Annotated in this window: 22 protein-coding genes; 15 read left to right on the top strand and 7 right to left on the bottom strand. The window is 33.0% G+C overall.

All coding sequences use genetic code 11. The annotated features are described in order from the left end of the window. Positions 1 to 25: 25 nt before the first annotated feature. The 3 genes from BMW63_RS10220 (at position 26) to BMW63_RS10210 (ending at position 3,719) form a co-directional block, all read left to right on the top strand. Positions 26 to 505, top strand: coding sequence for an Lrp/AsnC family transcriptional regulator (locus BMW63_RS10220; RefSeq protein WP_007139244.1), 480 nt, complete (start codon positions 26 to 28; stop codon positions 503 to 505). 100 nt (positions 506 to 605) lie between these two features. Beyond that, positions 606 to 3,191 carry a phosphoenolpyruvate carboxylase gene (locus tag BMW63_RS10215; RefSeq protein WP_074723366.1) on the top strand — a complete coding sequence of 862 codons (2,586 nt, stop codon included), beginning with the start codon at positions 606 to 608 and terminating at the stop codon, positions 3,189 to 3,191. A gap of 12 nt (positions 3,192 to 3,203) precedes the next feature. Beyond that, complete coding sequence (locus BMW63_RS10210; RefSeq protein WP_074723365.1) at positions 3,204 to 3,719, top strand: DinB family protein; 516 nt, start codon at positions 3,204 to 3,206, stop codon at positions 3,717 to 3,719. A gap of 1 nt (position 3,720) precedes the next feature. On the opposite strand, the gene BMW63_RS10205 is transcribed toward BMW63_RS10210, so the two are convergent. The 7 genes from BMW63_RS10205 to BMW63_RS10170 all read right to left on the bottom strand — a co-directional run bounded on the left by BMW63_RS10205 (position 3,721) and on the right by BMW63_RS10170 (position 13,300). Continuing rightward, positions 3,721 to 4,197 carry a DNA-deoxyinosine glycosylase gene (locus tag BMW63_RS10205; protein ID WP_074723364.1) on the bottom strand — a complete coding sequence of 159 codons (477 nt, stop codon included), beginning with the start codon at positions 4,195 to 4,197 and terminating at the stop codon, positions 3,721 to 3,723. A gap of 12 nt (positions 4,198 to 4,209) precedes the next feature. After that, a complete protein-coding gene (gene recQ, locus BMW63_RS10200) occupies positions 4,210 to 6,321 on the bottom strand; it encodes a DNA helicase RecQ (protein ID WP_074723363.1) in 2,112 nt (703 codons plus the stop codon). A 115-nt stretch (positions 6,322 to 6,436) separates the two neighbouring features. Beyond that, positions 6,437 to 6,835: a DNA primase gene (locus BMW63_RS18135; protein WP_074723362.1), complete on the bottom strand. Its 399-nt coding sequence runs from the start codon at positions 6,833 to 6,835 to the stop codon at positions 6,437 to 6,439. A gap of 9 nt (positions 6,836 to 6,844) precedes the next feature. Then, a complete protein-coding gene (locus BMW63_RS10190) occupies positions 6,845 to 7,816 on the bottom strand; it encodes a deoxyhypusine synthase family protein (protein ID WP_074723361.1) in 972 nt (323 codons plus the stop codon). 92 nt (positions 7,817 to 7,908) lie between these two features. Further along, positions 7,909 to 9,309: a type III PLP-dependent enzyme domain-containing protein gene (locus tag BMW63_RS10185; protein WP_074723360.1), complete on the bottom strand. Its 1,401-nt coding sequence runs from the start codon at positions 9,307 to 9,309 to the stop codon at positions 7,909 to 7,911. Between the two features lie 291 nt (positions 9,310 to 9,600). Beyond that, positions 9,601 to 10,680: a 3-dehydroquinate synthase gene (gene aroB, locus BMW63_RS10175; RefSeq protein ID WP_074723358.1), complete on the bottom strand. Its 1,080-nt coding sequence runs from the start codon at positions 10,678 to 10,680 to the stop codon at positions 9,601 to 9,603. A 244-nt stretch (positions 10,681 to 10,924) separates the two neighbouring features. Next, entirely contained in the window at positions 10,925 to 13,300 is a 2,376-nt protein-coding gene (locus tag BMW63_RS10170) for an O-antigen ligase family protein (protein WP_074723357.1), read from the bottom strand. Between the two features lie 157 nt (positions 13,301 to 13,457). Between BMW63_RS10170 and BMW63_RS10165 the strand changes: the two genes are divergently transcribed. The 12 genes from BMW63_RS10165 (at position 13,458) to BMW63_RS10110 (ending at position 24,060) form a co-directional block, all read left to right on the top strand. Then, entirely contained in the window at positions 13,458 to 14,627 is a 1,170-nt protein-coding gene (locus BMW63_RS10165) for a proline dehydrogenase family protein (protein ID WP_074723356.1), read from the top strand. A gap of 645 nt (positions 14,628 to 15,272) precedes the next feature. Continuing rightward, positions 15,273 to 15,752, top strand: coding sequence for an RrF2 family transcriptional regulator (locus BMW63_RS10160; RefSeq protein ID WP_074723355.1), 480 nt, complete (start codon positions 15,273 to 15,275; stop codon positions 15,750 to 15,752). A gap of 21 nt (positions 15,753 to 15,773) precedes the next feature. Further along, a complete protein-coding gene (locus BMW63_RS10155) occupies positions 15,774 to 16,100 on the top strand; it encodes a HesB/IscA family protein (protein WP_074723354.1) in 327 nt (108 codons plus the stop codon). Positions 16,101 to 16,177: 77 nt separating this feature from the next. Next, positions 16,178 to 16,531, top strand: coding sequence for a 4Fe-4S binding protein (locus tag BMW63_RS10150; protein ID WP_074723353.1), 354 nt, complete (start codon positions 16,178 to 16,180; stop codon positions 16,529 to 16,531). Positions 16,532 to 16,596: 65 nt separating this feature from the next. Continuing rightward, positions 16,597 to 18,045, top strand: a complete 1,449-nt coding sequence (sufB, locus tag BMW63_RS10145; protein WP_074723352.1) for a Fe-S cluster assembly protein SufB — start codon at positions 16,597 to 16,599, stop codon at positions 18,043 to 18,045. A 49-nt stretch (positions 18,046 to 18,094) separates the two neighbouring features. Next, on the top strand, positions 18,095 to 18,853 hold the full coding sequence (gene sufC, locus BMW63_RS10140; RefSeq protein WP_073351077.1) for a Fe-S cluster assembly ATPase SufC: 759 nt from the start codon (positions 18,095 to 18,097) through the stop codon (positions 18,851 to 18,853). 11 nt (positions 18,854 to 18,864) lie between these two features. Continuing rightward, complete coding sequence (gene sufD / locus BMW63_RS10135; RefSeq protein WP_074723351.1) at positions 18,865 to 20,166, top strand: Fe-S cluster assembly protein SufD; 1,302 nt, start codon at positions 18,865 to 18,867, stop codon at positions 20,164 to 20,166. Between the two features lie 5 nt (positions 20,167 to 20,171). Beyond that, positions 20,172 to 20,501, top strand: a complete 330-nt coding sequence (locus tag BMW63_RS10130) for an iron-sulfur cluster assembly protein (protein WP_074723350.1) — start codon at positions 20,172 to 20,174, stop codon at positions 20,499 to 20,501. Between the two features lies 1 nt (position 20,502). Continuing rightward, on the top strand, positions 20,503 to 21,018 hold the full coding sequence (locus BMW63_RS10125; protein ID WP_074723349.1) for a DUF2480 family protein: 516 nt from the start codon (positions 20,503 to 20,505) through the stop codon (positions 21,016 to 21,018). A gap of 345 nt (positions 21,019 to 21,363) precedes the next feature. Next, positions 21,364 to 22,296: a WD40 repeat domain-containing protein gene (locus tag BMW63_RS10120; protein WP_083380429.1), complete on the top strand. Its 933-nt coding sequence runs from the start codon at positions 21,364 to 21,366 to the stop codon at positions 22,294 to 22,296. Between the two features lie 33 nt (positions 22,297 to 22,329). Continuing rightward, a complete protein-coding gene (locus BMW63_RS10115) occupies positions 22,330 to 23,424 on the top strand; it encodes an Mrp/NBP35 family ATP-binding protein (RefSeq protein WP_074723348.1) in 1,095 nt (364 codons plus the stop codon). A gap of 57 nt (positions 23,425 to 23,481) precedes the next feature. Then, positions 23,482 to 24,060: a NifU family protein gene (locus tag BMW63_RS10110; RefSeq protein ID WP_074723347.1), complete on the top strand. Its 579-nt coding sequence runs from the start codon at positions 23,482 to 23,484 to the stop codon at positions 24,058 to 24,060. Positions 24,061 to 24,151: the final 91 nt, after the last annotated feature.

Raw genomic sequence — 24,151 nt, 5'->3', positions numbered from 1 at the left:
AATTATAAATATTAATTATAGAAATATGAGTAAGTTCCGTTTAGATGAAGTAGATCACCAGATATTAGATATGTTGATCGATAACACAAGAGTTCCGTTCACAGATATTGCCAAGAAATTATTAATTTCTGCTGGAACTGTCCATGTTAGAGTTAAAAAAATGGAAGATGCAGGAATCATTATGGGTTCGTCATTAGTGCTTGATTATGACAAATTAGGGTATTCATTTATTGCTTATGTAGGGGTATTTCTTAATAATACTTCTCAAACTAAATTCGTTTTACAGCGTATTAATGAGATTCCTTTTGTGACTGTGGCTTCTGTAACTACTGGAAAATTTAATATTTTCTGTAAAATTAGAGCCAAAGATACAAAGCATGCCAAGGATGTTATTTTTATGATTGATGATATTGACGGTGTTTATAGAACAGAAACTATGATTTCATTGGAAGAAAGCATCAATGATAAGAAGCGCTTGATGCATACGATATTTAAAAACATGTAATACACTTGATTGCTATATTTTATTATAACCTCAAGTTAGTTCTTGGGGTTATTTTTTTTATAACTATTTTCCGCTAAACTCAACCAACTACAACAAAATTATGTACACGCTGCCAAAAATCGAGCGTTTTAACCAAAACGTCCTCTCTAAATACAATATTTACAATAGTGTATTTATTACTTTGCCATTTGATTCTATAGACAATACAGGGGCTTTACTTCCTTTATTTACAGATGTTTGCGAGAGTGGTTTTAAAAAACTGCAGACTCCAAAAGAAATTGTGGATTTTTTTACTAATAAGTATTCGCATAGTAATGAAGAAGCAGATAAAATTGATATCATGTTTCGTTTTATCCAATACATTGAGCGTCAAATCGTTCTTTTTGACGCAGTCGAAGATGCTGCTTTTCCCATTGTAAATAATATGGAAGGTAGGGGATCGTTACGAGATATTAAAGAAAAAGCAGATGCAAAAGGAAAGAAGGAAGAGTTGATCGATTTTCTGGAAAACTTTAATGTAAGAACAGTATTAACGGCTCATCCTACTCAGTTTTACCCTGGTTCAGTCCTCGGTATCATTAACGATTTAACAGACGCAATACGCGGAAATAATTTACTGAATATAAAAGAGCTTTTAGCTCAATTGGGCAAAACACCTTTTATAAAAAACGAAAAACCAAATCCATTTGATGAAGCGGTTAGTTTGATTTGGTACCTTGAGAATGTGTTTTACAGTACTTCAGGAGACATGGTTCATTACTTGCAGAAGAATGTTTTTCATGGTGAATCGATTCAAAATGCTTTGATAAAATTAGGCTTCTGGCCTGGTGGAGATCGTGATGGGAATCCGTTTGTGACAACTGAGATCACATTGAACGTAGCCGAACGATTGCGAACGTCAATATTAAAGTGTTATTATATTGAAATTAGAAATTTGAAAAGAAAGCTAACTTTCTTTAATGTAGATGTTTTGGTTGCTGAACTTGAACATAAACTTTACCGTTCTGTTTTTTATTCGAAAGGGGAAATCTATATCACTTTAGAGGAGTTTAAAGCGCAATTAAATAAGATAAAGAGAATTGTTATAGAGCAGCATCAGTCGTTGTATTTAGATCAATTAGAAGCACTTCTTATTAAAGTGAACTTATTTGGTTTTCATTTTGCTACTTTAGATATCCGTCAAAATAGTAGAATACATGATGCTGTTTTTAAAGATATTCATGATTTTTATGTAAAATCAAATTCAACTATTTTTCCTGAAAATTATTATGATTTATCGGAAGGAGAGAAATTTGAGGTGTTGGCAAATGTTAAAGGAGATATAAACTCAAATGATTTTGACAATGAAATAACAAAGTCGACTATTGAGTCAATTCAAGCGATAAAGGTAATTCAGAAAAATAATGGAGAGCTTGGTGCTAACCGATATATAATAAGTAATAATGAAAATGCACTCAACGTGCTTGAAACTTTTGCAATGATCCGTTTATGTGATTGGGAAGAGCCTACAGTGGATGTTGTGCCGCTTTTTGAGTCAGTTGAAGATTTATTGAATGCGCACAACAGTATGGAGCAATTGTATACTAATCCGATGTATGCAAATCATTTAAAAAATAGAGGAATGAAACAAACGATAATGGTTGGTTTCTCTGATGGTACAAAAGATGGTGGGTATTTAATGGCGAATTGGAGTATCTATCAAGCGAAAGAAGCGCTTACCGAGATTTCAAGGAAATATGGCGTAAAGGTGATTTTCTTTGACGGACGCGGTGGTCCACCAGCACGTGGTGGGGGTAAAACACACAAATTTTATGCTTCTTTAGGTCCAAATATAGAAAATAAAGAAATTCAAATTACTGTTCAGGGACAAACAATAAGTTCAAATTTTGGGACTTTAGACTCTTGTAGATATAATTTGGAAAATTTATTAAGTGCTGGGGTTACAAATCAGGTGTTTAGTAAAAATAAGAATGAATTATCTCCAGATGAAAAGAATGTAATGGGGCAATTAGCTAATTTAGGCTATAAAAAATACCTAAGTTTTAAGAATCACCCAAAGTTTATTCCTTATTTGGAACAGATGAGTACTTTGAAGTATTATGCTAGAACTAATATAGGAAGCCGACCTTCAAAAAGAGGGAAGTCGGAACAGTTAGATTTTAATGATCTAAGAGCGATTCCATTTGTTGGTTCTTGGAGTCAGTTGAAGCAAAATGTCCCGGGATTTTTTGGAGTAGGTACAGCATTAAAACATTTTGAAGATACGGAGCAATGGGATAAAGTTCAAGACTTATATGACAATTCTCTATTTTTTAAAACACTTTTAGAAAACAGTATGATGTCAATTACTAAGTCCTTTTTTCCATTAACGGCTTACATGAAAAACGATCCTGAATTTGGAGAATTCTGGCAAATTATTTATGAAGAATTTTTAGAATCTAAACGATTGTTACTAAAAATTGCTGGTCATACAGAGTTGATGGAAAACTATCCCGATGGTAAAGCATCTATTCAAATTAGAGAACGTATTGTATTGCCATTATTGACAATACAGCAATATGCTTTATTAAGAATTAATGAGCTTAATAAAGAAAGTGTACCAGATGAGAATTTAATAAAGGTGTATGAGAAAATAGTAATGCGTTCGCTTTTTGGAAACACAAACGCAAGTAGAAACTCAGCATAAACAAGTAAAAAAATGAAATCAAACCAATTACCAGATACGGAGTATGCTCCCTTTTATGCGGGCTATGTTCATGTATTAGACGACGTTAATATGATTGAAGAATTAGAAATATGTCTTCATGATTTTATCAAATTTGTACAGAACATCCCTATGGATAAATTCGATTACCGTTATGCGGAAGGAAAATGGACTATAAAAGACATCATTCAGCACCTTATTGATACCGAGCGTGTTTTTAGTTACCGTGCCATGCGTATTTCTAGAAATGATAAAACCCCTTTACCAGGTTTTGAAGAAAACGATTATGTTGATAATACCAATGCTAACGAAAGAAATCTGCAAGGATTATTGACAGAATTGGCGGTGGTAAGACAATCTACTTTAGCGCTGTTTAAAAGTTTTTCTGAAGAGCAGTTAACAAGAATGGGAGTTGCTTCAAGCAGTCCCGTTTCAGTACGTGCGATTGGGTTTATCATTATTGGTCATCAAAAGCATCACCAAAAGATATTTCAGGAAAGATATTTATAAATTATTGGAAGCAAGTCGACCATATTTTTAATTTATTTTCAAAAGACATAGTATTTGCAGGACTAGTTGAAGGCATCACATAATATGTGATGCCTTCTATTTTTCCAAACTTTTTAGCGAAATAACGATGGCTTTCTTTTCCGTTAAAAATTATTTTGTGAATACTGGGAAATTCATTGAACAACGATTCAAAATCATTCTCTTTTTGATTTTTTATATGAATATCCAAACTTCCTTTTCGTTCGCAATTTTCTAAAACATCCCACAATCCCAATTTATGAGATTGCAATAGTTTTATTTTTTCTTCGAAAATTTCAGAAATGTGTGAGTTTCCAAAAAGAGTATACATAATTTTCCAAAAGTGATTTCTCTTGTGCGCATAGTATTCTTGCTTTTCAAGTGAGACAACACCTGGCATCGTTCCTAAGATTAGGATTTGTGTCTGATGATTTACAAAATGTGGAAATGAAGTAATCATAAGAATAGATTATTAGTTCCGTTTTTCTTTTTCGATAATAGCTAAAGCTAATCTTATTTTGTCGTAGGCTATTTTTTCTTCAAGGTAATCATAATACGGTTTTAAAGTTGTCGGACTTTCTAGATGTAATTTGGCTTTAGCGATCAAACTTACTTCGTCTTCAGAAACAAATTGATGTAAGTCAATCGTTTCTCCGTCCAAATATAATTTCGCTAAATGTGACATAATTGTGCCAATACCTAATTTGCGCTTCAACGCAATTTCCTGCGTAGATAATCCGCTTTGAAACAATAGTAGTGTTTCTTTATAGGTGCCTGCCTCTTTTTTAGGTTTTACTACTTTGTTTTTTTGAAATGCAATTATTGCTTTTATAAAGGCATCTCCATATTTCTCTAGTTTTGCTTTTCCTACTCCGTCAATGGTAATGAATTCGTCATCACTCATTGGCCGTATTGTTTCCATTTGGCGTAAAGCAGCATCACTGAAAATGACATATGCAGGAACACTTTCCTCTTTAGAGATTTCATAACGCAATTTGCGGAGGGTTTCAAAAAGAGAGTTGGCTGCTGATTTACTTTTGGTTGCTTTAGTTTCTGTTTTTTCGGTGTTGACTTTTATAACTGTTGTCAATTGTACTTTGTCTCCTTCAAATAAAACTTCACGTGCTAATGCGGTCAAGCGAATTTTATTTTGTCGGTGAAAAGCAATTTCACACAAGCCTTGATTGATTAATTGAATAATATACTGATTCCAGTCGTACCACGATATATCACTCCCTACGGCGTAGGTTTTTAGGTTTTGATATTCATTTTCGAATATATAAGCATTCTTTGAACCTCTCAAAAAATCAATAATAACGGGCAGTGGCTCTGATTCTTTCAGACGAATAATGGCCGATAAGGCTTTCTGTGCGATGATCGTTCCGTCAAAAAATTCAGGTGGATTTTTACAAATGTCGCAGTTTCCACAATTTTCAGTTACTAGTTCGCCAAAATAAGACAGTAGTATTTTTCTCCGACAACTTAATGCGTCCGCATACTGTTTCATTCGTTCGAGCTTTGCCAGTTGTACTTCTGCATTTAATCCTTGGGAAGCAAATTTCTGTAATTGGATAACATCTCCATAACTTTCGAATAAAATAGTTTCAGAAGGTAGGCCATCGCGGCCAGCTCTTCCTATTTCCTGATAATAGCCTTCAATGTTTTTGGGCAAATTATAATGTATGACCCAGCGAACATTTGATTTGTCGATTCCCATACCAAAAGCAATAGTAGCACAAACAACTTGGCAATCATCATTAATAAAGTCGTCTTGAGTTTGCGATCGTACCATAATGTCTAAGCCGGCATGATATGCTTTTGCGTTGACTCCTGATTTTTTAAGTTTTGCTGCAAGTTCTTCTGTTGTCTTTCTGCTTAAGCAATAAATAATTCCTGATTCGGTAGGCTTATCACTGATGAAATCAATTATTTGTTTGACTCTGTCGAGTGCTGGGCGTACTTCTAAACTAAGGTTCTTTCGATCAAAAGAAGAGATAAACGATTTAGGATTTACTAAGTTTAATTGTTGGCTAATGTCCTTACGTGTAGCTTTATCTGCTGTGGCAGTTAAAGCTAAAATTGGAGTAGAAGGGAAGCGATTTTTTAAATATCCCAAGTTAGTATAAGCAGGTCTAAAGTCATGTCCCCAAGAAGAAATACAATGTGCTTCATCAATTGCGATAAGGCTTATGGTGATCTGGCTAAATGCATTTTCTAAATAAGACAAGCTTTCTGGAGCTACATAAACCATTTTGACTTTATTTTCTTTTAGGTTTTGAATGTGTAATTGCTGTTCTTCATTAGATTGACTACTGTTAATAAAACAAGCCTGAATTCCATTTGCTTTTAAACTATCTACTTGATCTTTCATTAAAGCAATTAGCGGTGATATTACTATTGTAATTCCCTGAAATAAAAGTGCAGGCAATTGAAAACAAATCGATTTTCCGCCGCCCGTAGGCATAATTGCTAGGGTATCTTGACCGGATAAAATAGTATTTATAATTTGCTCCTGGTTGGTTCTGAATTTTTCAAAACCAAAATTTTCTTTTAAAGAGTCATGTAATATTTGGGATGTGATCATTTAATGAATGGTGCCTTTGATTTTAATTCGATATAAATAATAAAAATACATATTTTATTAATCTGCTAAAAAAAAGGAACTCGATTAAGAGTTCCTTTTGTATTTTTAAGTGAAGTTAATCTTCATCATCGTCGTCCTCGTCATCAGAATAATCAGACTTGTCTGAATCTTCATCGTCTTCATCAACATCCGGTTTATCGCGATTGTCATCGTCATCATCGTCATCATCGTTGTCATCATCTAAATCAAGTCCTTTTATTGGAATGATTGGTTCGATTTCATCATCGATTTCATCATCTTCGTCATAGTTTTCAATTCGATCAGCTAACTTGGTACTTACTTTCACTAAATAATTAGTGTCATCTGTGTGTACTTCAACTGCTTCAATTAATTCATTTTTAGCGTTTCTAAAACGAACGATATTTGAATCATCATAACCATCAGGAAATTTTTCCACCAAAAGGTTTAAAATTTCATTGGTTAGCTTTGCGTAATCAACAATTACTCTTTTCATAAGGATACTCTATAAATCTAATAAATAAGCAAAAATAAGAGGGGCCACAATTGTAGCATCTGACTCAATAATAAACTTAGGTGTTTTTATATCTAATTTACCCCAAGTAATTTTTTCATTCGGTACTGCTCCAGAATACGAACCGTAACTGGTAGTTGAATCTGAAATCTGGCAGAAATAACTCCAAAAAGGTGTTTCTGGCATTTCCATATCTTGGTACAACATTGGAACCACGCAAATTGGGAAATCTCCAGCTATACCACCACCAATTTGGAAAAATCCTACTCCATTAGCGGAATTTTTAGGATACCAATCTGCTAAAAATGTCATGTATTCTATTCCAGATTTCATCGTAGAGACTTTTAAATCTCCTTTAATGACATAGGAAGCAAAAATATTTCCCATAGTACTATCTTCCCATCCTGGACAGATAATTGGTAAGTTTTTTTCTGCTGCAGCATACATCCAACTGTCTTTCAAATCAATTTCGTAATATTCTTCTAAAACGCCTGATAAAAGCATTTTGTACATAAATTCATGCGGTAAATAACGTTCTCCTTTGTCATCAGCGTCTTTCCAAATTTTGTAGATGTGTTTTTGCAAACGACGGAATGCTTCATGCTCAGGAATACAAGTATCTGTTACTCGATTTAACCCTCTTTCAAGTAAGTCCCATTCTTGTTCTGGAGTCAAATCACGGTAGTTTGGTACTCTTTCGTAATGTGAATGAGCTACCAAGTTCATGATATCTTCTTCTAAATTTGCACCTGTACAAGATATAATTTGTACTTTGTCTTGACGAATCATTTCTGCAAAAATCTTTCCAATTTCGGCAGTACTCATCGCTCCAGCAAGAGTTACCATCATTTTAGCTCCATTTGCTAGCTGTTGTTCATAGCCTTTTGCTGCATCTACTAAAGCCGCAGAATTGAAATGCAAATAATGCTTTTCTATAAACTGACTTATAGGTCCTTTACTCATTTTATTTGGTTTAAAGATTTAAAAATCAACTCATTGAATGGTTAGATTCAAATATAATAATTTTTAAATTGACTAATTGTGTATTTATTTGTTTATTTTTTGTCGTAACCTAAAATTTTTAATACGTCATCGGCTGTTTGTTGTTCTGAGAATACTTCGGTTGCTATGATTCCATTTTCATCTCTATTGATTAAGATGTGTTTGGGTTGTGGAATTAAACAGTGATGCAAACCTCCGTATCCGCCAATCGTTTCTTGATAGGCCCCTGTATTAAAAAATCCAATGTATAATGGTTTTTCCTTATTGTATTTTGGTAAATAGATGGCATTCATATTTTGCTCAGAATTGTAATAATCATCACTATCACAAGTTAAACCACCTAGTAAAACCCGTTCGTAAGTTTCATTCCAACGGTTGATTGCCAACATAATAAAACGTTTGTTGATTGCCCAAGTATCAGGTAAAGTAGTGATAAAAGAAGAATCAATCATGTTCCATTTTTCTCTATCATTTTGTTGCTTTTGATACAAAATTTGATAAATAGCGCCTCCGCTTTCTCCTACGGTAAAAGAACCAAATTCAGTAAAGATATTTGGAACGTCAACTTCAGCCTCATCACAGGCAATTTTAATCTGATTGATGATTTCATCAATCATGTATTGATAATCGTATTCAAACGCTAATGAATTTTTTATAGGAAATCCACCACCAATATTTAAACCATCCAATGTAGGACATTCTTTTTTTAATGCGATGTACACTTTAATACATTTCACTAATTCATTCCAGTAGTAAGCCGTATCGTTGATTCCTGTATTGATAAAAAAGTGCAACATTTTAAGTTCCAATTTATCATTATCCTGAATTTGTTTTTTGTAAAAACTAACAATGTTTTTATACCCAATTCCAAGACGGGAAGTATAGAACTCAAATTTTGGTTCTTCCTCGGCAGCAATACGAATTCCAATTTTGAACTTTCCGTTAATTTCTGCCTGAAGTAAATCCAGCTCTTCAAAATTATCAATAATAGGAATGGTATTTTTATGCCCGTTATTAATTAACCTTGCAATATTTTCGATGTATTGGTCTCTTTTGAAACCGTTACATATAACATAAGTGCTTTTGTTTATTTTTCCATTAGCCATCAAATTTTCAACAATATTAATATCGAAAGCAGAAGAAGTTTCAACATGAATATTATTTTTAAAAGCTTCATTCATAATGAATTCAAAATGGGAGCTTTTTGTACAATAGCAATAATAATACTTTGCCTCATATTTATTTTTCTCCATCGATTTACGAAACCAATTTTTGGCTTTGTTGATGTTATTTGAAATTTGAGGTAAATAGGTGAATTTTAATGGAGTACCATACTCTTCAACGAGTTTCATCAAATCAATATTGTGAAACTTTAGATTGTCTTTGTTTAAAGTAAATTCTTCTTGTGGAAAGTAATACGTTTGATTGATTAGATCGGAATATTTTGTATTCATGTAGCTTTTAGTATTGTAGATTAATTAAATTGGTATTAAGAATTAAACTAATTTTCAAACCCTAATGTTTGCATAAATAATCTGAAGTTTTTCGTGATCTACTTTTAAATGGTTAGACAGATCAAAACAAAAATATTCTTTGATCGAATAAAAACGCTTCAATATCCTTAAAAAAGATTTATTGTTTAGGTTCTCATTTGAACTGTAATTCTCTTGTTTTTGATTGTTTTTCATTGCGGCAAATGTAAAAAATAATATATACGTAATCCAATCCTTTTAACTAAAAAATATTTAAGATTTATAATCGTTAAATGCTTTAAGAATTAATTCATTTTCAACAGATTGATTTATTTTTATTCTACCAATGCCTTCTATCAAGGCAAATTGTATGGTACCATATTCATTTTTCTTGTCATGAATGAGTAATTCTAGAATGGGTTCGATGTCATTTTCAAGAAATACGATATCATCAAAGATAGACTTTATTGTAGTTTTAATTTGAATATACTCGCTTTCACTTATCAATTCTTTGTCGAAAGAGATATAACTTTCCAGAATCATTCCTACTGCAATGGCTTCTCCATGTAATAAGGTGGTTTTACTTTCACTCTCAAGAAAATAACTTTCAATCGCGTGACCCAGTGTATGACCAAAGTTTAATGATTTCCGGATATTTTTTTCAGTAGGGTCTAATGTTACTATTTCGTTCTTAATTGTAACGGAACGGTAAATTAGCTCGTCAAAATCGGCAAAGTCAATTGCTTTCAGATCTAAAAATTGTTCCCAATATGCTTTATCGAAGATCAAACCATGTTTTAGCATTTCGGCAAGACCGGAGCGCATTTCATTTCGCGCAAGCGTTTCTAGATATTGTGTATCTATAAGTACCATTATTGGCAAATTAAAAACACCTATTTGATTCTTTAAATTTCCTAAATCAACTCCGTTTTTTCCTCCTACAGAAGCATCAACCATTGAAAGCAAGGTTGTAGGAATATTGATAAAATCAATACCTCGTTTAAAGGTTGAGGCTACAAAGCCACCTAAATCAGTAACAACACCGCCACCAAGATTTATGACGAGGCTTTTTCTATCAGCGCCAAGTTCTGTTAGTACGTTCCATATTTGAACGCAAGTCTCAATATTTTTATTCTCTTCACCAGCCTCAAATTCGATAATTTCAATTATCAACTCTGTTTCTAAGTAGGGCAAAAAAATTGGCAAGCAAAATTCATTGGTATGAATGTCTACAATTACAAAAACTTTGGAATATTTATTTTGGTTTAAATGTAAATTTAAAGCTTCATATCCTTTTTCATTGAAATGAATAGGATGATTACTTGCTTCGATTGTTTTTAATAAATTTGACATGTTTTACTATTTTATATGCAATATCGAATATTACAACTTCAGTTCTTAGATAATTTTTTATACATCAATAATTAATTGGTATAATTTGCGAATTTAAGGTTTTTCTAAATAATATTTTATCAGATTCATTTTGAATTTAGTAAAATAACAAATTCCATTATTCTGTTTAATTATTGTAAATTAATTAATTTTTCTTTTACCAATGATTTATTTTTATCAGAAAATTTATCAAATGGATCGTTTATTATTTACAAAGTTTATTTAAAAGAACTTCTGTATTGGGATACTTTTTATCAAAAGCTATTGTCAAATATTTGCATCCGTTTTCTTTGTCCTTTAGATTCATATAACAACCAGCTAATAAATATTCAGTCTTTCCACTTTCTAAATTAGGATCATTCAAAGTTTGTTTTAAATACTTTATTGCTAAATCAATTTTATTTAATTTATAATAACAAATACCGATGTCCTGTAAAATAACTCTTTTTTCAGGATTTTCTTGAGATGCCATTTTATAGAATTCAATTGCTTTTTCAAATTTTAGTTGATCCCCCAATTTTTTTGCCTCAACCATATAATTTATCTTAGCCAAAGGTGAAACTGGATTATCTTGGGGTAGTAAATTATCGCTGTTTTTTACTCCTTTCAATCGTTCGGTTAATATTCTTTTTCGCTTTAAAAGGGCAGTGTCTTTTGGGAAAGAAAGTAATCCTTGATCAACAAATACTATAATTTTCTTTATTTTATAATTGGAATTATATAAGGCCGAAGCAGTATTTTTCCAGTTACTCGGCATTTTTCTATAGCTAGAAAATAAGTTATGAATTTTTAGTATTTCAAGTGTATCTTTTTTCTTTGAAGCCATAGTTAAAGCATCTAGGAAATAATTACTATTTCTAGGACGCATGTAAAAAGCATTTTTTGCATATTTATAGGCATCATCATTATTCCCTTTTGATTTTTCAATTTTATGTAAATACCAATCTGGTATGCCTAAATAAGGGTTAATGTTTTTGGCCACATTAAAGTACTCTGCGGCTTTTATATAATTATCTTCATTATAATAGGCAATTGCTAAATGTTCAGCAAAGGATTCAGCATAGATTCCAACATTAGGGAACTTCGGGAATCTGTCGTTAATTTCAGTCGAATTAATTTTACTGTATTTAATTTGATATTCAAGTTGATAAGTCCTTAAAGTTACAAAAGTAAAATATATTGTAAGTAGAGACAGAACTATAACTCCTATTGAAAAAAACGAATTTTCAGCTTCTTTGTTTTCTTCAACTTCCTTTTTTGAATCATTTAAGATTGTAAAAGCTAAAAGGACGGCAAAACTAAATTGCATTGTAGATCGATATAGCGGAAAATTGAAGAGTGCATCTATACCATAACTAACCAATACTAATGTTGTTACAATTGCAACATTTTTATTAGTTGAGTCGTTCTTCCTAACTATCTTTTTTAAATTCCTAACTAATAAAAGTATAAATAGCAAGAGATATACTAATCCGTTAAACACGCCCGTTTCTGCTGCAATTTCTAGAAAATCATTATGAGTATGTGACGAAATAAATGCATCATCTATATATGCTTTTTCATAGGTCAAACTTTCAATTTTCCAGTTGCCTATTCCAACACCTAACACGGGATTTTTTTTAATAATAGATAATGCGGTGTTCCAATAGGTTAATCGTGCATTTATTGAAGCTTCTTTTTTGTCAACGATTTGTGTAACTCTGCTTGTCACTGATTCAAAACGATCTTTACCATTATTGTATTTAAATACTGAATTTGTTATTATAAAAGATGCAATTAATGCTATACCTATATATACAACATTAATAAAACTGGACTTTTTTAACGTGTTTGTTTTTAAGTAATAAACTATGAATAGTAGGATTATAAAAAACATACTAATATATGCGGCTCTAGCACTTATTAGTAAAATAGTTAAAGCAGCTAAGAAGAGAGACAGGGTTAGAACCCATTTTTTTATTTTTGAAAAATGAGTAATTCCTATTAGTATGAATGGAATTTTTATACTCAAACTAGCGGCATAAACATTTATATTCCCAGTATTTCCCTTTAAATTAGAAATCGCAGTGAAAATAGCATTAGTTTTAATTTCTTTGAATAAATGAAAAAAGGTAAAGGATGTTTGAAGAAACACACTTATACCTACTATAAATGAAACTTTATAGATCAAATACAGTCTTTTATAAAATAGTACATATAAATTGAAGAACATAGTTAATACAACCAGAAGCTCGGTAAAACTGACTATAGCTATTGAAATGTTTTTTGCAGTAAATAATGTAATTCCGCAAAAGAATAGAAATACGATATAAGTTTTAAAGACCGAATCTTTTTTTAAAGCCCCAATCAAATTCTGCGAAAGCAAAGAAGGGTTTTTATATAAATAGACAACAATTATGCAGTTTAAAACAGATAAGTAAAAAAATTGAGTACCAATAATCTCTATACTTTTAAAATCAGGTAAGAAATCTAATACTAAATAACAACTAAAGAAAAATAAAGACATAAAATCATAATAAGTACTATTTGGAGAAACGGAATCTGATTTTATAGAAGTAGTAGAATTATTTTTCTTATTCATTTTTATTTTTTAAAATATTAGTACAAATCTATAAATTATTAATTTTAATAAGAAGTTTATTGAAAATATTGTCAAACAGGGATTGTATTTTTTATTATTATTAATTTGATAAATATTTATAAAACTCTCTTTATATTTGTGAAAAAAACATCGTTAAATGGACAAAATATTCAATAATACGCAAGTGGCCTTCGCTTTAAAAAGTGATACAGAACTAGATAGAGCTTACTTTCTTTTTAAAATGATATCCAACCAACCATTGGTACGAATAGGAGCAGCGGTTACTAATTTTGCATTAAATGTTAATCTTCCAGTGGAAGGTTTGATACGCGCTACCGTTTTCGATCATTTTTGTGGAGGAGTAAATGAAAATGACTGCCTTTCTGTTGTTGATAGAATGTATACCAAAGGAGTATCTTCGGTATTGGATTATTCAGTAGAAGGGAAAGAGGAAGAAGATCAATTTGACGCTGCCTTGGCGATGACTTTAAAAACTGTAGAATTTGCCAAAGAACGTCAGGCAATACCATTTGCGGTTTTTAAACCAACGGGCCTTGGTCGTTTTGAATTGTATGAAAAACTTGGAGCAAAACAAACATTAACTTCAAAAGAGCAAGAAGAGTGGGATCGAGTAGTGGCTCGTTTTGATTTGGTTTGCAGTGAAGCACATAAAAAAGATGTAGCGTTACTTATTGACGGAGAAGAAAGTTGGATGCAAGATGCGGCTGACGATTTAGTTACTGAGATGATGCGCAAATACAATAAAGAAAAAGCAATTGTTTTTAATACGCTACAAATGTATCGTTGGGATCGTTTGGATTATTTAAAAAAGTTGCATGATGTGGCAAAAAAAGAAGGCTTTTTTATCGGAATGAAGTTAGTTCGTGGTGCTTACATGGAAAAAGAAAACAACAGAGCTGAAGAAAAAGGATATCCAACACCCATTTGTTCGTCAAAGGAAGCTACAGACGCTAATTACGACGCAGCAGTGCATTATATGATCGATCATATAGACAACATGTCTGTTTTTGCTGGTACTCATAATGAAGAAAGTACTTATAATTTAATGTCGCTGATGGAAGCAAAGGGAATACCTACTAAGGATGACAGAATTTGGTTTGGTCAATTGTATGGTATGAGTGATAATATCAGTTATAACCTAGCGGATCATCATTATAACGTTGCCAAATATTTGCCCTTTGGTCCCGTAAAAGATGTTATGCCATACCTCATTCGTCGTGCAGAGGAAAATACTTCAGTAGCTGGTCAAACTAGTCGCGAGTTAGGACTAATAAAGACAGAACGCAAAAGAAGAAAAGACAAGTAGTTTTTAAATCTCTTTCATTAAAAAAAGCTCCAATTTTTCAAAATCGGAGCTTTTTTGTATATAATTACGTTTAATTACTAGCTCTTCTAAGTATAGTTATTAGTATATAAGTAGGAGATATTATCCTATTATATTGATGATTTTGAGTATAATGCATCACTTTTTTGTTTCATTTTTTTTATAATCGAAAGTACTTGCTTGTTTCATAGCTAATAAAAATAACGTAGTTCGTTTAATTATTTATCTATAATAGTTAGCACAATTCCTTTGCTTTTCTATTATTTTTTTAAGTCAAGTTCTTCTTTGGACAGTTGACTGTATCCTGAAAAAATAACCTTCAAGGTCAATTTAACTCTTTTTTTTACCGAGGTACTGAATTAAGGTTAATCGTATGATTAACAAAAGGTTATTTTCATAGATTAATAAGCGTTGTTAGTCATTTAACAGATTGCTCTTTGTTACAATAAAGAGGTTTCAAATGAAGAGATACTTTTTATAGTAGTTTTTACTAAACCTATCAATATACTTTTTAGTATAAATTAATATATACTTTTTAGTATATATTGAAAAACAACGTTTACATTTGTCTTATAGGTTTATTTTAAATATTAAAAATCCATTATTAAAACATAAAACTTTTAAACAATGAAAATAACAGCACAAGACGAATATGGCTTAAGACTATTAGTCCAGATTGCAAAATGTAATGATCAGTCCGGCTTGAGCATTCCTCAGCTCAGTGAAGCGGAAGGATTATCGCAACCTAATGTTTCTAAATTGACCCGAATCCTTCGTATGGAAGGTTTAATTAATAGTACCAAAGGACATGTTGGAGGATATGTATTAGCCAGACCTGCAAATATGATAACAGTAAACGACATTTTGAATGCCTTAGGCGGGCGGTTATTTGACGAACAATTTTGTGTTAATCATGTTGGCGTAATGAAAATATGCAGCAATTCGACAGATTGCTCCATTCGGTCGCTTTGGACCATAGTTCAATCTGCAATAGATAAGTTACTAGATACCATCACACTATCTGATTTGTCCCATGGTGAAAAAGAAGCTACAGTTACTTTTAAAAGTTTATTTGAAGAAATAAGTGGAGAAAATAAAGAATTATAATAATCATTAATTAGAAATAGAATGATAACAGTTTCAGAAAATGCAAAAGAACACGCATTAAGTTTAATAGCAAACGAAAACAGCCCAGAAGGAACCTTTATTAGAGTAGGTGTGGATGGTGGCGGATGTTCCGGTCTTACTTATAAACTCGTGTTTGACAATGTGATTACAGAGAGCGATAAGGTTTTTGAAGACAAAGGAATAAAGATTGCCGTTGACAAAAAAAGCTTCCTTTACTTAATAGGTACGGAGCTCGATTATGTGGGAGGCTTAAACGGAAAAGGATTTGTATTTGTTAATCCAAATGCAAGCAGAACTTGCGGTTGTGGAGAATCGTTTGGCGTTTAATATTAGATTTAAGGTTTAAAGCTTGTAAGTGTTTCTTGGAAAAGCTTTCGACTTTTCAACAATATAAAAAAAGAAAAATGGCAATTATAATTACAGACGAATGCATTAATTGTGGCGCTTGTGAACCAGAATGTCCGAATAATGCAATCTACGAAGGCGGCGATGAATGGCGCTTCGCGGATGGAACAGCCATAAAGGGAATGTTTACCTCAAAAAGCGGATTGACTGCCGATGCAAATGAACCGCAAGAACCTGTATCCAATGATGTTTATTACATAGTAGCCGATAAATGCACTGAATGTGTTGGTTTTCATGATGAGCCTCAATGTGCTGCAGTTTGTCCTGTTGATTGCTGTGTAGATGATGAAGATTGGCGCGAAAGCGAAGAAGAATTATTTGCCAAAAAAGATAGTTTGCATTTAATAATTTAATCAAAATGATTTTTGGGATTGGGAATTACCGATGAACAAAATAACAATAGTAAAATTTAAATAGTATGAACGAGGTTTTAGAACAAAAGCTCAGCACGGAATACAAATACGGGTTTGTTACCGATTTTGAAGCTGACAACGCACCAAAAGGATTGAATGAAGATATTATTCGTTTTATTTCTGCCAAAAAAAAGGAACCCGAATGGATGTTAGACTATCGCTTAACAGCTTTCCGTCATTGGATAACAATGAAGGAGCCAGACTGGGCTCATGTTTCTTACCAAAAACCAGATTTTCAAGATATCATATATTACTCAGCTCCAAAACCAAAAAAAGTACTAAACAGTTTAGATGAAGTAGATCCTGAATTATTGAAAACATTTCAGAAACTCGGTATTTCAATCTTAGAGCAAGAACGCCTTACAGGTGTGGAAAGTAGAATAGCGTTGGATATTATTGTGGACAGCGTTTCGGTCTCAACAACATATAAAGAAACATTAGCAGAAAAAGGAATTATTTTTTGTTCGTTTGGCGAAGCAATTCAGGAACATCCAGAATTGGTACAAAAATACATGAGCTCTGTTGTTCCCTACACCGATAATTTTTATGCAGCACTAAACTCCGCTGTATTTACAGATGGCACGTTTTGTTATATTCCAAAAGGAGTTCGTTGTCCGATGGAACTTTCCACTTATTTCAGAATAGAAGCGGCTGGAACTGGTCAGTTTGAACGCACCTTAATTATTGCTGATGAAGATTCATATGTGAGTTATCTTGAAGGCTGTACGGCACCGATGCGTGATGAAAATCAATTGCATGCAGCCGTTGTAGAGCTCGTGGCACATAAAGATGCACAGATAAAATACAGCACCGTACAAAACTGGTATCCAGGTGATAAAGACGGTAAAGGAGGTATTTTCAACTTTGTTACAAAACGTGGTATTTGTTTGGAAGAAAATTCTAAAATCTCTTGGACACAAGTAGAAACAGGTTCTGCAATTACATGGAAATACCCATCGGTGATTTTAAAAGGCGACAATTCGATAGGTGAATTCTATTCTGTTGCCCTGACCAATAACTATCAGCAAGCCGATACTGGAACAAAAATGATCCACATTGGTAAAAACACTAAAAGTACTATCATATCCAAAGGGATTTCGGCAGGTTACAGCAACAACAGTTACAGAGGGTTAGTCCGTATTGGAAAAGGTGCAGACAATGCCCGTAATTTTTCACAATGCGATAGTTTATTGATGACTGATCAATGCGGAGCACATACCTTTCCATACATCGAAATAAAAAACAACACCGCCATTGTCGAGCATGAAGCAACAACTTCAAAAATTGGTGAAGACCAATTATTTTATTGCAAACAAAGGGGTATTGATAATGAAAAAGCCATTGGTTTAATTGTAAATGGCTATTGCAAAGACGTATTAAGTCAATTGCCAATGGAGTTTGCTGTTGAAGCTCAAAAATTGTTGGAGGTTTCCTTGGAAGGCTCAGTAGGATAAGGAGAGATCTTTTATAACCTATAAATTTTAACTCATAAATTTTAAAAAAATGCTATCAATAAAAAATCTACACGCGTCAATTGACGGGAAAGAAATATTAAGAGGAATTAATCTAGAAATAAAAGCGGGAGAAGTACATGCTATTATGGGCCCTAACGGTTCTGGAAAAAGCACTTTATCTGCAGTACTTGCAGGGCGTTCCGAATACGAAGTTACAGAAGGTGAAATAATCTATAACGGTATAAATTTATTAGAACTAGAAGCCGAAGATAGAGCTAGAGAAGGCATATTTCTTGCGTTTCAATATCCCATTGAAATTCCGGGGGTAAGCAATATTAATTTTTTAAAAACAGCTATTGGCGAAATTCGCGCTTATAAAGGTTTGGAACCTCTGGCAGCAAAAGAGTTTTTAACTCTGATGAAAGAAAAGCAAAAGTTGGTTGAGATAGATAAAGCACTTATCAGTCGCTCTATAAACGAAGGTTTTAGCGGTGGTGAAAAAAAACGAAATGAAATATTTCAGATGGCGATGCTGGAGCCAAAACTTTCCATACTTGATGAAACCGATAGTGGACTTGATATTGATGCCTTACGAATTGTTGCTAACGGCGTGAATAAATTAAAATCGAAAGATAACGCAACCATTGTTATCACGCATTATCAAAGGTTGTTGGATTATATTATCCCCGATGTTGTTCACGTTTTATACAATGGAAAAATTGTGAAAACAGGGCCAAAAGAATTGGCTTTAGAACTAGAAGAAAAAGGATACGATTTTATTAAAGAAGTAGAAGAAGTAGAAGCTTAATTTAGTACAAAATGGAAACAGCAATTAAAACCAGTACGATAAAAGGAAAATTGATTTTTGAATTTGAGACATCAAAATTATTTTTATTCGGCAATACACAACTTCGTGATCAGGCTATGGAAAGCTTTTACAAACAAGGTATTCCAACCAGAAATCACGAAGAATATAAATATACTCCTATCAGTTCAATATTAAAAGGGGAATTTGATTTCTCGACCAATAAAAACTGTACCGATGAGCAAATTGAGCCGCTGAAATTTTTAAAAGAGGCTTATAATGTAATTATCGAAAACGGCATTTTTGTGGAAGGATTATCCAATTTAGAAAATCTTCCAAAAGGGGTAACGATTTGCAGTTTAGTAAATGCGGCAACTAGCAATTCTGCTCTTTTTGAAAAACATTATGCGCAATATGCAGATATTAAAACGGATCCATTCATAGCGTTAAATACCGCAATGACTAAAGATGGCGTGTTTATTCATATTGCAAAAAATGTGATAATTGAAAAACCGATACACGTCATTCACATTTCAACAGCATCCAAAAGTACCATTATTCATCCACGTAATTTAATCGTTGTGGATGAAAATGCGCAAGCAAAAATTATTGAATCGTTTGAAACGGTTGATTCTAAAGCCAAAACATTCAGTAATGCAGTAACAGAAATTGTAGTCGATAAGCACGCTATTCTTGATCATTATAAAATTCAGGATGAAAATGAGTTGGGTTATTTAATGAATACCACACAAGTAATTCAAAAGAAACAAAGCGTATTTTCTACCCATACTTTTACCTTGAGTGGCGCATTAGTTCGCAATAATTTAACTTTAGTGTTAGATGATGAACATATCGAATCGCATTTGAACGGATTGTATATAACTGCAGGAAATCAAGTAGTTGATAATCATACTGTCGTAGATCACCGCAAGCCAAACTGCAACAGCAACGAGCTTTACAAAGGTATTATTGACGGAAAGTCAACCGCTACTTTTAATGGAAAAATATTTGTTAGAAAAGATGCTCAAAAAACAAATGCATTTCAATCCAACAAAAATATTTTACTAAGCGAAGACGGAACAATCAATACAAAACCGCAATTAGAAATTTATGCCGATGATGTAAAATGTTCGCACGGGACATCCACCGGAAAATTAGATCAAGAAAAAATATTTTACCTACAGGCTCGTGGAATAGGTCTAACAAATGCTAAAAAATTATTGATGCACGCCTTCGCTTCGGAAGTTGTGAACACTGTAAAAATTGAGGCTTTGTGTGACTATATTGAAGGAAAGATTGCTAAAACATTTGAATAAAAGATATGGCAGCAGAAATTATTACACAAAATATGGAGCTTGCGCAAAAGGCTATCAATACCCTTAAAACTTGTTACGACCCGGAAATTCCAGTTGATATTTGGGAGTTAGGATTGATTTACGAACTCAATATTGATATAGAGAACAATCTTACTATTCTAATGACTTTAACATCACCATCCTGTCCTGTAGCTGAAACCTTGCCCCCTGAAACAGAACAAAAATTACGTGAAATAGAGGGAATTAAATCAGCAAAAATAACAATGACTTATAGCCCGCCTTGGGAAAAAGAAATGATGAACGAAGAGGCAGAACTCGAATTAGGATTTATGTAAAATGGAAAAAGAAATAATTAATAAAGTAGCATTAAGTGGCATCATCACCATTGACCTCGAAACGTTTTGCCCTCAAGGTAATCGTGCAGTATTGGATATAAAAGAGCATTTATTTCAAGGTTTAATATTGAAAGAAAAAGACTTTAGGGAATTTGTTAAGAATGAAGATTGGAGCAAATACACAGATAAGTATGTTGCCCTTATTTGCTCTGCCGATGCTGTTGTTCCAACTTGGGCTTATATGTTGTTAGCAATTCAATTAGAGCCTTACGTAAAAAAGGTAGTGTTTGGCGATTTAGAAACACTGGAAACCATTTTGTATAATGACATCCTTAACAAACTAAATTTCGATGAATATAAAGATGCTCGCATCGTGATCAAGGGTTGTGGCCATCTGCCAGTTCCTAAAGCGGCTTATGTCGAAATCACTAGGCTTTTACGACCAATTGCAAAAAGTGTTATGTATGGCGAAGCTTGTTCTATGGTGCCGTTATACAAGCAGCCCAAACAAATTTAAATTTGGAAAACGATTAAATACCATATTCTTTAAATAGGAATAGAATAGCTACTCAAAAATCAAAAAAACCATAATCTCCTTCCTGAATTTAGTAATAAAAGGAATTAAAAATGGAATAGTATTAAAAGAAATAAAAAAAGAGAGAGAGGAACTAATTATTGATAATCATTCCAAAATTATAATATGCTGGGATTATAACACAATAATAACCGTCAGAAGTAGCTATAGTTTCGAAATAACGAAATAAAAGTAGCCCGATACAAAAATAATTAATTAGAATTTCAATAATCCACTAGGTTACAGCTTTACAAATAAAATAGTGTGGGCATAATTTTTTAAAATAAAATGGAGACAATAAAAAAAATAAACATTGGTATAAAACATATCGCAACACTTACTGGCCATAGCGGCTGTGTATATGCGATGGATAAAGGCACATCTGAACATACTGTTTTTACAGCGGGTAGCGATATGTTTATCGCGTTATGGAATTTAGAAACTCTGCAAGCCGAAAAATTTTCAGCATCTTTACCTGCTGCTGTTTATGCTATTTGTCATATTCCTGAAAAAAAATTATTGCTTGCGGGAACAACAACCGGAAGTGTTCACATCCTTGATTTAGAGAAAAAGGAAGAAATAAAAATGCTGCAACATCATACGGCACCGATTTTTGATATCAAATATTCCTTAGAAACCAATTGCTTTTATACAGCTGGTGGCGATGGTAATTTTGCCGTTTGCTCACTCGATACTTTGTCATTGATTAAAATGAAAAAACTATCCAAGGAAAAAGTACGCAGCATTGATTTTAATTATACCACTTCCGAAATAGCGGTTGCACTAGGGGATTGTAATATTCTTGTATTTGATCTGCATACATTGGATTATAAAAAAGATTTTATTGGGCATGGACTTGCATCAAATGTTGTGCGTTACAGCCCTGATGGTAAATTTCTTTTGACTGGAGGAAGAGATGCACATTTAAACATATGGCAAGTAGGAAATTATGATTTACTAAAGTCAATTCCTGCACATAATTGGGCAATTTACGATATCGTATTTAGTCCCGATGCTACACTTTTTGCCACTGCCAGCCGTGATAAAACCATCAAAATTTGGGATGCAAAAACGTTTCAATTATTAAAACGCATCACCAAAGAAAATTTTGATACTCATACACACTCGGTAAATAAATTGATTTGGAGTACTTATAATAATTATTTGGTTTCTGTAGGTGATGATAGATTGGTTATGGTAAGAGAAGTAAATAGTTTTTAGAACAAAAAATTAAAGAAATAAAAGGAGGCCAAAATGAATATTACAAAAGAACAAGTTTTAGAAGCTTTAAAAAATGTCGAAGATCCTGATTTAAAAAAGGATTTGGTAACCCTTGGTATGATTAAGGATTTAGAAGTAGAGGGAAAAAACGTGAGTTTTACTGTAGTACTTACAACGCCTGCCTGCCCAATGAAAGAATTGATTCACAAGGCTTGTGTAAATTCGATTTTGCATTTTATAGATGAAGAAGCAAATGTAAATGTGAAAATGATTTCCGATGTTTCCTCTCGAAAAAGCGGTGGACCTTTGTTACCAAATGTTAAAAATATTATAGGAGTAGCATCTGGTAAAGGTGGTGTTGGGAAATCAACCGTGGCTTCAAATCTGGCTTTGGCTTTGGTAAAAATAGGTGCATCGGTTGGTTTGGTAGATGCTGATATTTATGGACCTTCACAAACCATTATGTTTGATGTGATGGATGCAAAGCCACAAATTAAAGCGATTAATGGTGTAAATAAAATGATTCCCGTAGAAAGTTTTGGTGTCAAATTATTATCAATCGGGTTTTTTGTAGATACTTCCCAAGCACTAGTCTGGCGTGGACCAATGGCATCAAAAGCGGTTGTCCAATTGTTTCAGGAAGCAGAATGGGGGGAATTAGATTATATGATTATTGATTTACCTCCCGGAACTGGCGACATTCATTTATCACTGGTTGGTACCGTTCCTTTGAACGGAGTTGTAATTGTAAGCACCCCTCAATTTGTGGCTTTGGCTGATGCCAAAAAAGGAGTTGGAATGTTTCAATTACCGTCGATAAATGTACCCGTTTTAGGTATTGTAGAAAATATGGCCTATTTCAGTCCGCCCGACGAGCCGGAGAAACGCTATTATATTTTTGGTAAAGACGGAGCAAAAAAACTTGCCGAAGAATTAGAAGTTCCGTTGTTGGGAGAAATACCATTAGTACAAAATATTTGTGAATCTGGTGATCTAGGTCGCCCCGCTGTGCTGCAGGAAAACACACCCCAAGCTATTGCCTACATGGAAATGGCACGTAAAGTGGCACAACAAGTGTCTATCCAAAATGCAAAAGCACCAGCTCAAGTGGCAGATGTTAAATGGTAAGATCACTAAAATAACACCTATCCTTTTTTCGATAAAAGGTTAAATAAATATAAAAAAATGAACGCACCAATCTCCATTTATACCGAAATGACGCCTAATCCCGTCACAATGAAATTTGTACTGACCTTTTTATTAATCGATGAGGAAGGAGAAAGTATTGAATTCCGCACAAAAGAAAAGGCAGCCATTTCTCCTCTTGCCACAAAAATATTTGAACTTCCTTATGTAAAAGGCGTTTTTATTACTTCCAATTTTATTACCGTAACCAAGGACGAAAGCTTTGAATGGTATGAGGTAATACCGGAAATTAAGGAGCTAATTAAAGCAAAGCTTGCCCTAAAAGAACCTCTTCTCAATGGCGAATTAATTGAAGAAAAATCAGAAGTACCGGTAAACATTTCTGGGGATATTGAACAAAAAATAATTTCAATTCTTGATGAATATATTCGGCCAGCCGTTGAAGGAGATGGTGGCGCCATTAATTTTAAATCTTTCGAAAACGGAACAGTAACCGTGATGCTCAAAGGTTCTTGTCACGGCTGTCCTTCGACCAATACTACTTTGAAAATGGGTGTCCAAAACATGCTGCGGGAAATGCTTCCCGAAGTGAAAAATGTAGTTACGGAAACCGCATAACAGCTATACCAAGGCAACAGTATTAGATATAGTATAAATTACGCGATTATCACTTAACAATATAAATGATGAACTAATATATTATACCGTT

The organism is Flavobacterium frigoris, from assembly GCF_900111075.1.
Lineage (GTDB): Bacteria > Bacteroidota > Bacteroidia > Flavobacteriales > Flavobacteriaceae > Flavobacterium > Flavobacterium frigoris.
This window is presented reverse-complemented; position numbering and strand designations above follow the sequence as displayed.

Bases quoted from the DNA above. Each gene is read 5' to 3' on its own strand.
- BMW63_RS10165 (WP_074723356.1), top strand. From the start codon at position 13,458: ATGGACAAAATATTCAATAATACGCAAGTGGCCTTCGCTTTAAAAAGT.
- BMW63_RS10210 (WP_074723365.1), top strand. From the start codon at position 3,204: ATGAAATCAAACCAATTACCAGATACGGAGTATGCTCCCTTTTATGCG.
- BMW63_RS10160 (WP_074723355.1), top strand. From the start codon at position 15,273: ATGAAAATAACAGCACAAGACGAATATGGCTTAAGACTATTAGTCCAG.
- BMW63_RS10130 (WP_074723350.1), top strand. From the start codon at position 20,172: ATGGCAGCAGAAATTATTACACAAAATATGGAGCTTGCGCAAAAGGCT.
- BMW63_RS10185 (WP_074723360.1), bottom strand. From the start codon at position 9,309: ATGAATACAAAATATTCCGATCTAATCAATCAAACGTATTACTTTCCA.
- BMW63_RS18135 (WP_074723362.1), bottom strand. From the start codon at position 6,835: ATGAAAAGAGTAATTGTTGATTACGCAAAGCTAACCAATGAAATTTTA.
- BMW63_RS10170 (WP_074723357.1), bottom strand. From the start codon at position 13,300: ATGAATAAGAAAAATAATTCTACTACTTCTATAAAATCAGATTCCGTT.
- aroB (WP_074723358.1), bottom strand. From the start codon at position 10,680: ATGTCAAATTTATTAAAAACAATCGAAGCAAGTAATCATCCTATTCAT.
- BMW63_RS10215 (WP_074723366.1), top strand. From the start codon at position 606: ATGTACACGCTGCCAAAAATCGAGCGTTTTAACCAAAACGTCCTCTCT.
- BMW63_RS10115 (WP_074723348.1), top strand. From the start codon at position 22,330: ATGAATATTACAAAAGAACAAGTTTTAGAAGCTTTAAAAAATGTCGAA.
- BMW63_RS10220 (WP_007139244.1), top strand. From the start codon at position 26: ATGAGTAAGTTCCGTTTAGATGAAGTAGATCACCAGATATTAGATATG.
- sufC (WP_073351077.1), top strand. From the start codon at position 18,095: ATGCTATCAATAAAAAATCTACACGCGTCAATTGACGGGAAAGAAATA.
- BMW63_RS10120 (WP_083380429.1), top strand. From the start codon at position 21,364: ATGGAGACAATAAAAAAAATAAACATTGGTATAAAACATATCGCAACA.
- BMW63_RS10125 (WP_074723349.1), top strand. From the start codon at position 20,503: ATGGAAAAAGAAATAATTAATAAAGTAGCATTAAGTGGCATCATCACC.
- BMW63_RS10150 (WP_074723353.1), top strand. From the start codon at position 16,178: ATGGCAATTATAATTACAGACGAATGCATTAATTGTGGCGCTTGTGAA.
- BMW63_RS10205 (WP_074723364.1), bottom strand. From the start codon at position 4,197: ATGATTACTTCATTTCCACATTTTGTAAATCATCAGACACAAATCCTA.
- BMW63_RS10110 (WP_074723347.1), top strand. From the start codon at position 23,482: ATGAACGCACCAATCTCCATTTATACCGAAATGACGCCTAATCCCGTC.
- recQ (WP_074723363.1), bottom strand. From the start codon at position 6,321: ATGATCACATCCCAAATATTACATGACTCTTTAAAAGAAAATTTTGGT.
- BMW63_RS10190 (WP_074723361.1), bottom strand. From the start codon at position 7,816: ATGAGTAAAGGACCTATAAGTCAGTTTATAGAAAAGCATTATTTGCAT.
- sufB (WP_074723352.1), top strand. From the start codon at position 16,597: ATGAACGAGGTTTTAGAACAAAAGCTCAGCACGGAATACAAATACGGG.
- sufD (WP_074723351.1), top strand. From the start codon at position 18,865: ATGGAAACAGCAATTAAAACCAGTACGATAAAAGGAAAATTGATTTTT.
- BMW63_RS10155 (WP_074723354.1), top strand. From the start codon at position 15,774: ATGATAACAGTTTCAGAAAATGCAAAAGAACACGCATTAAGTTTAATA.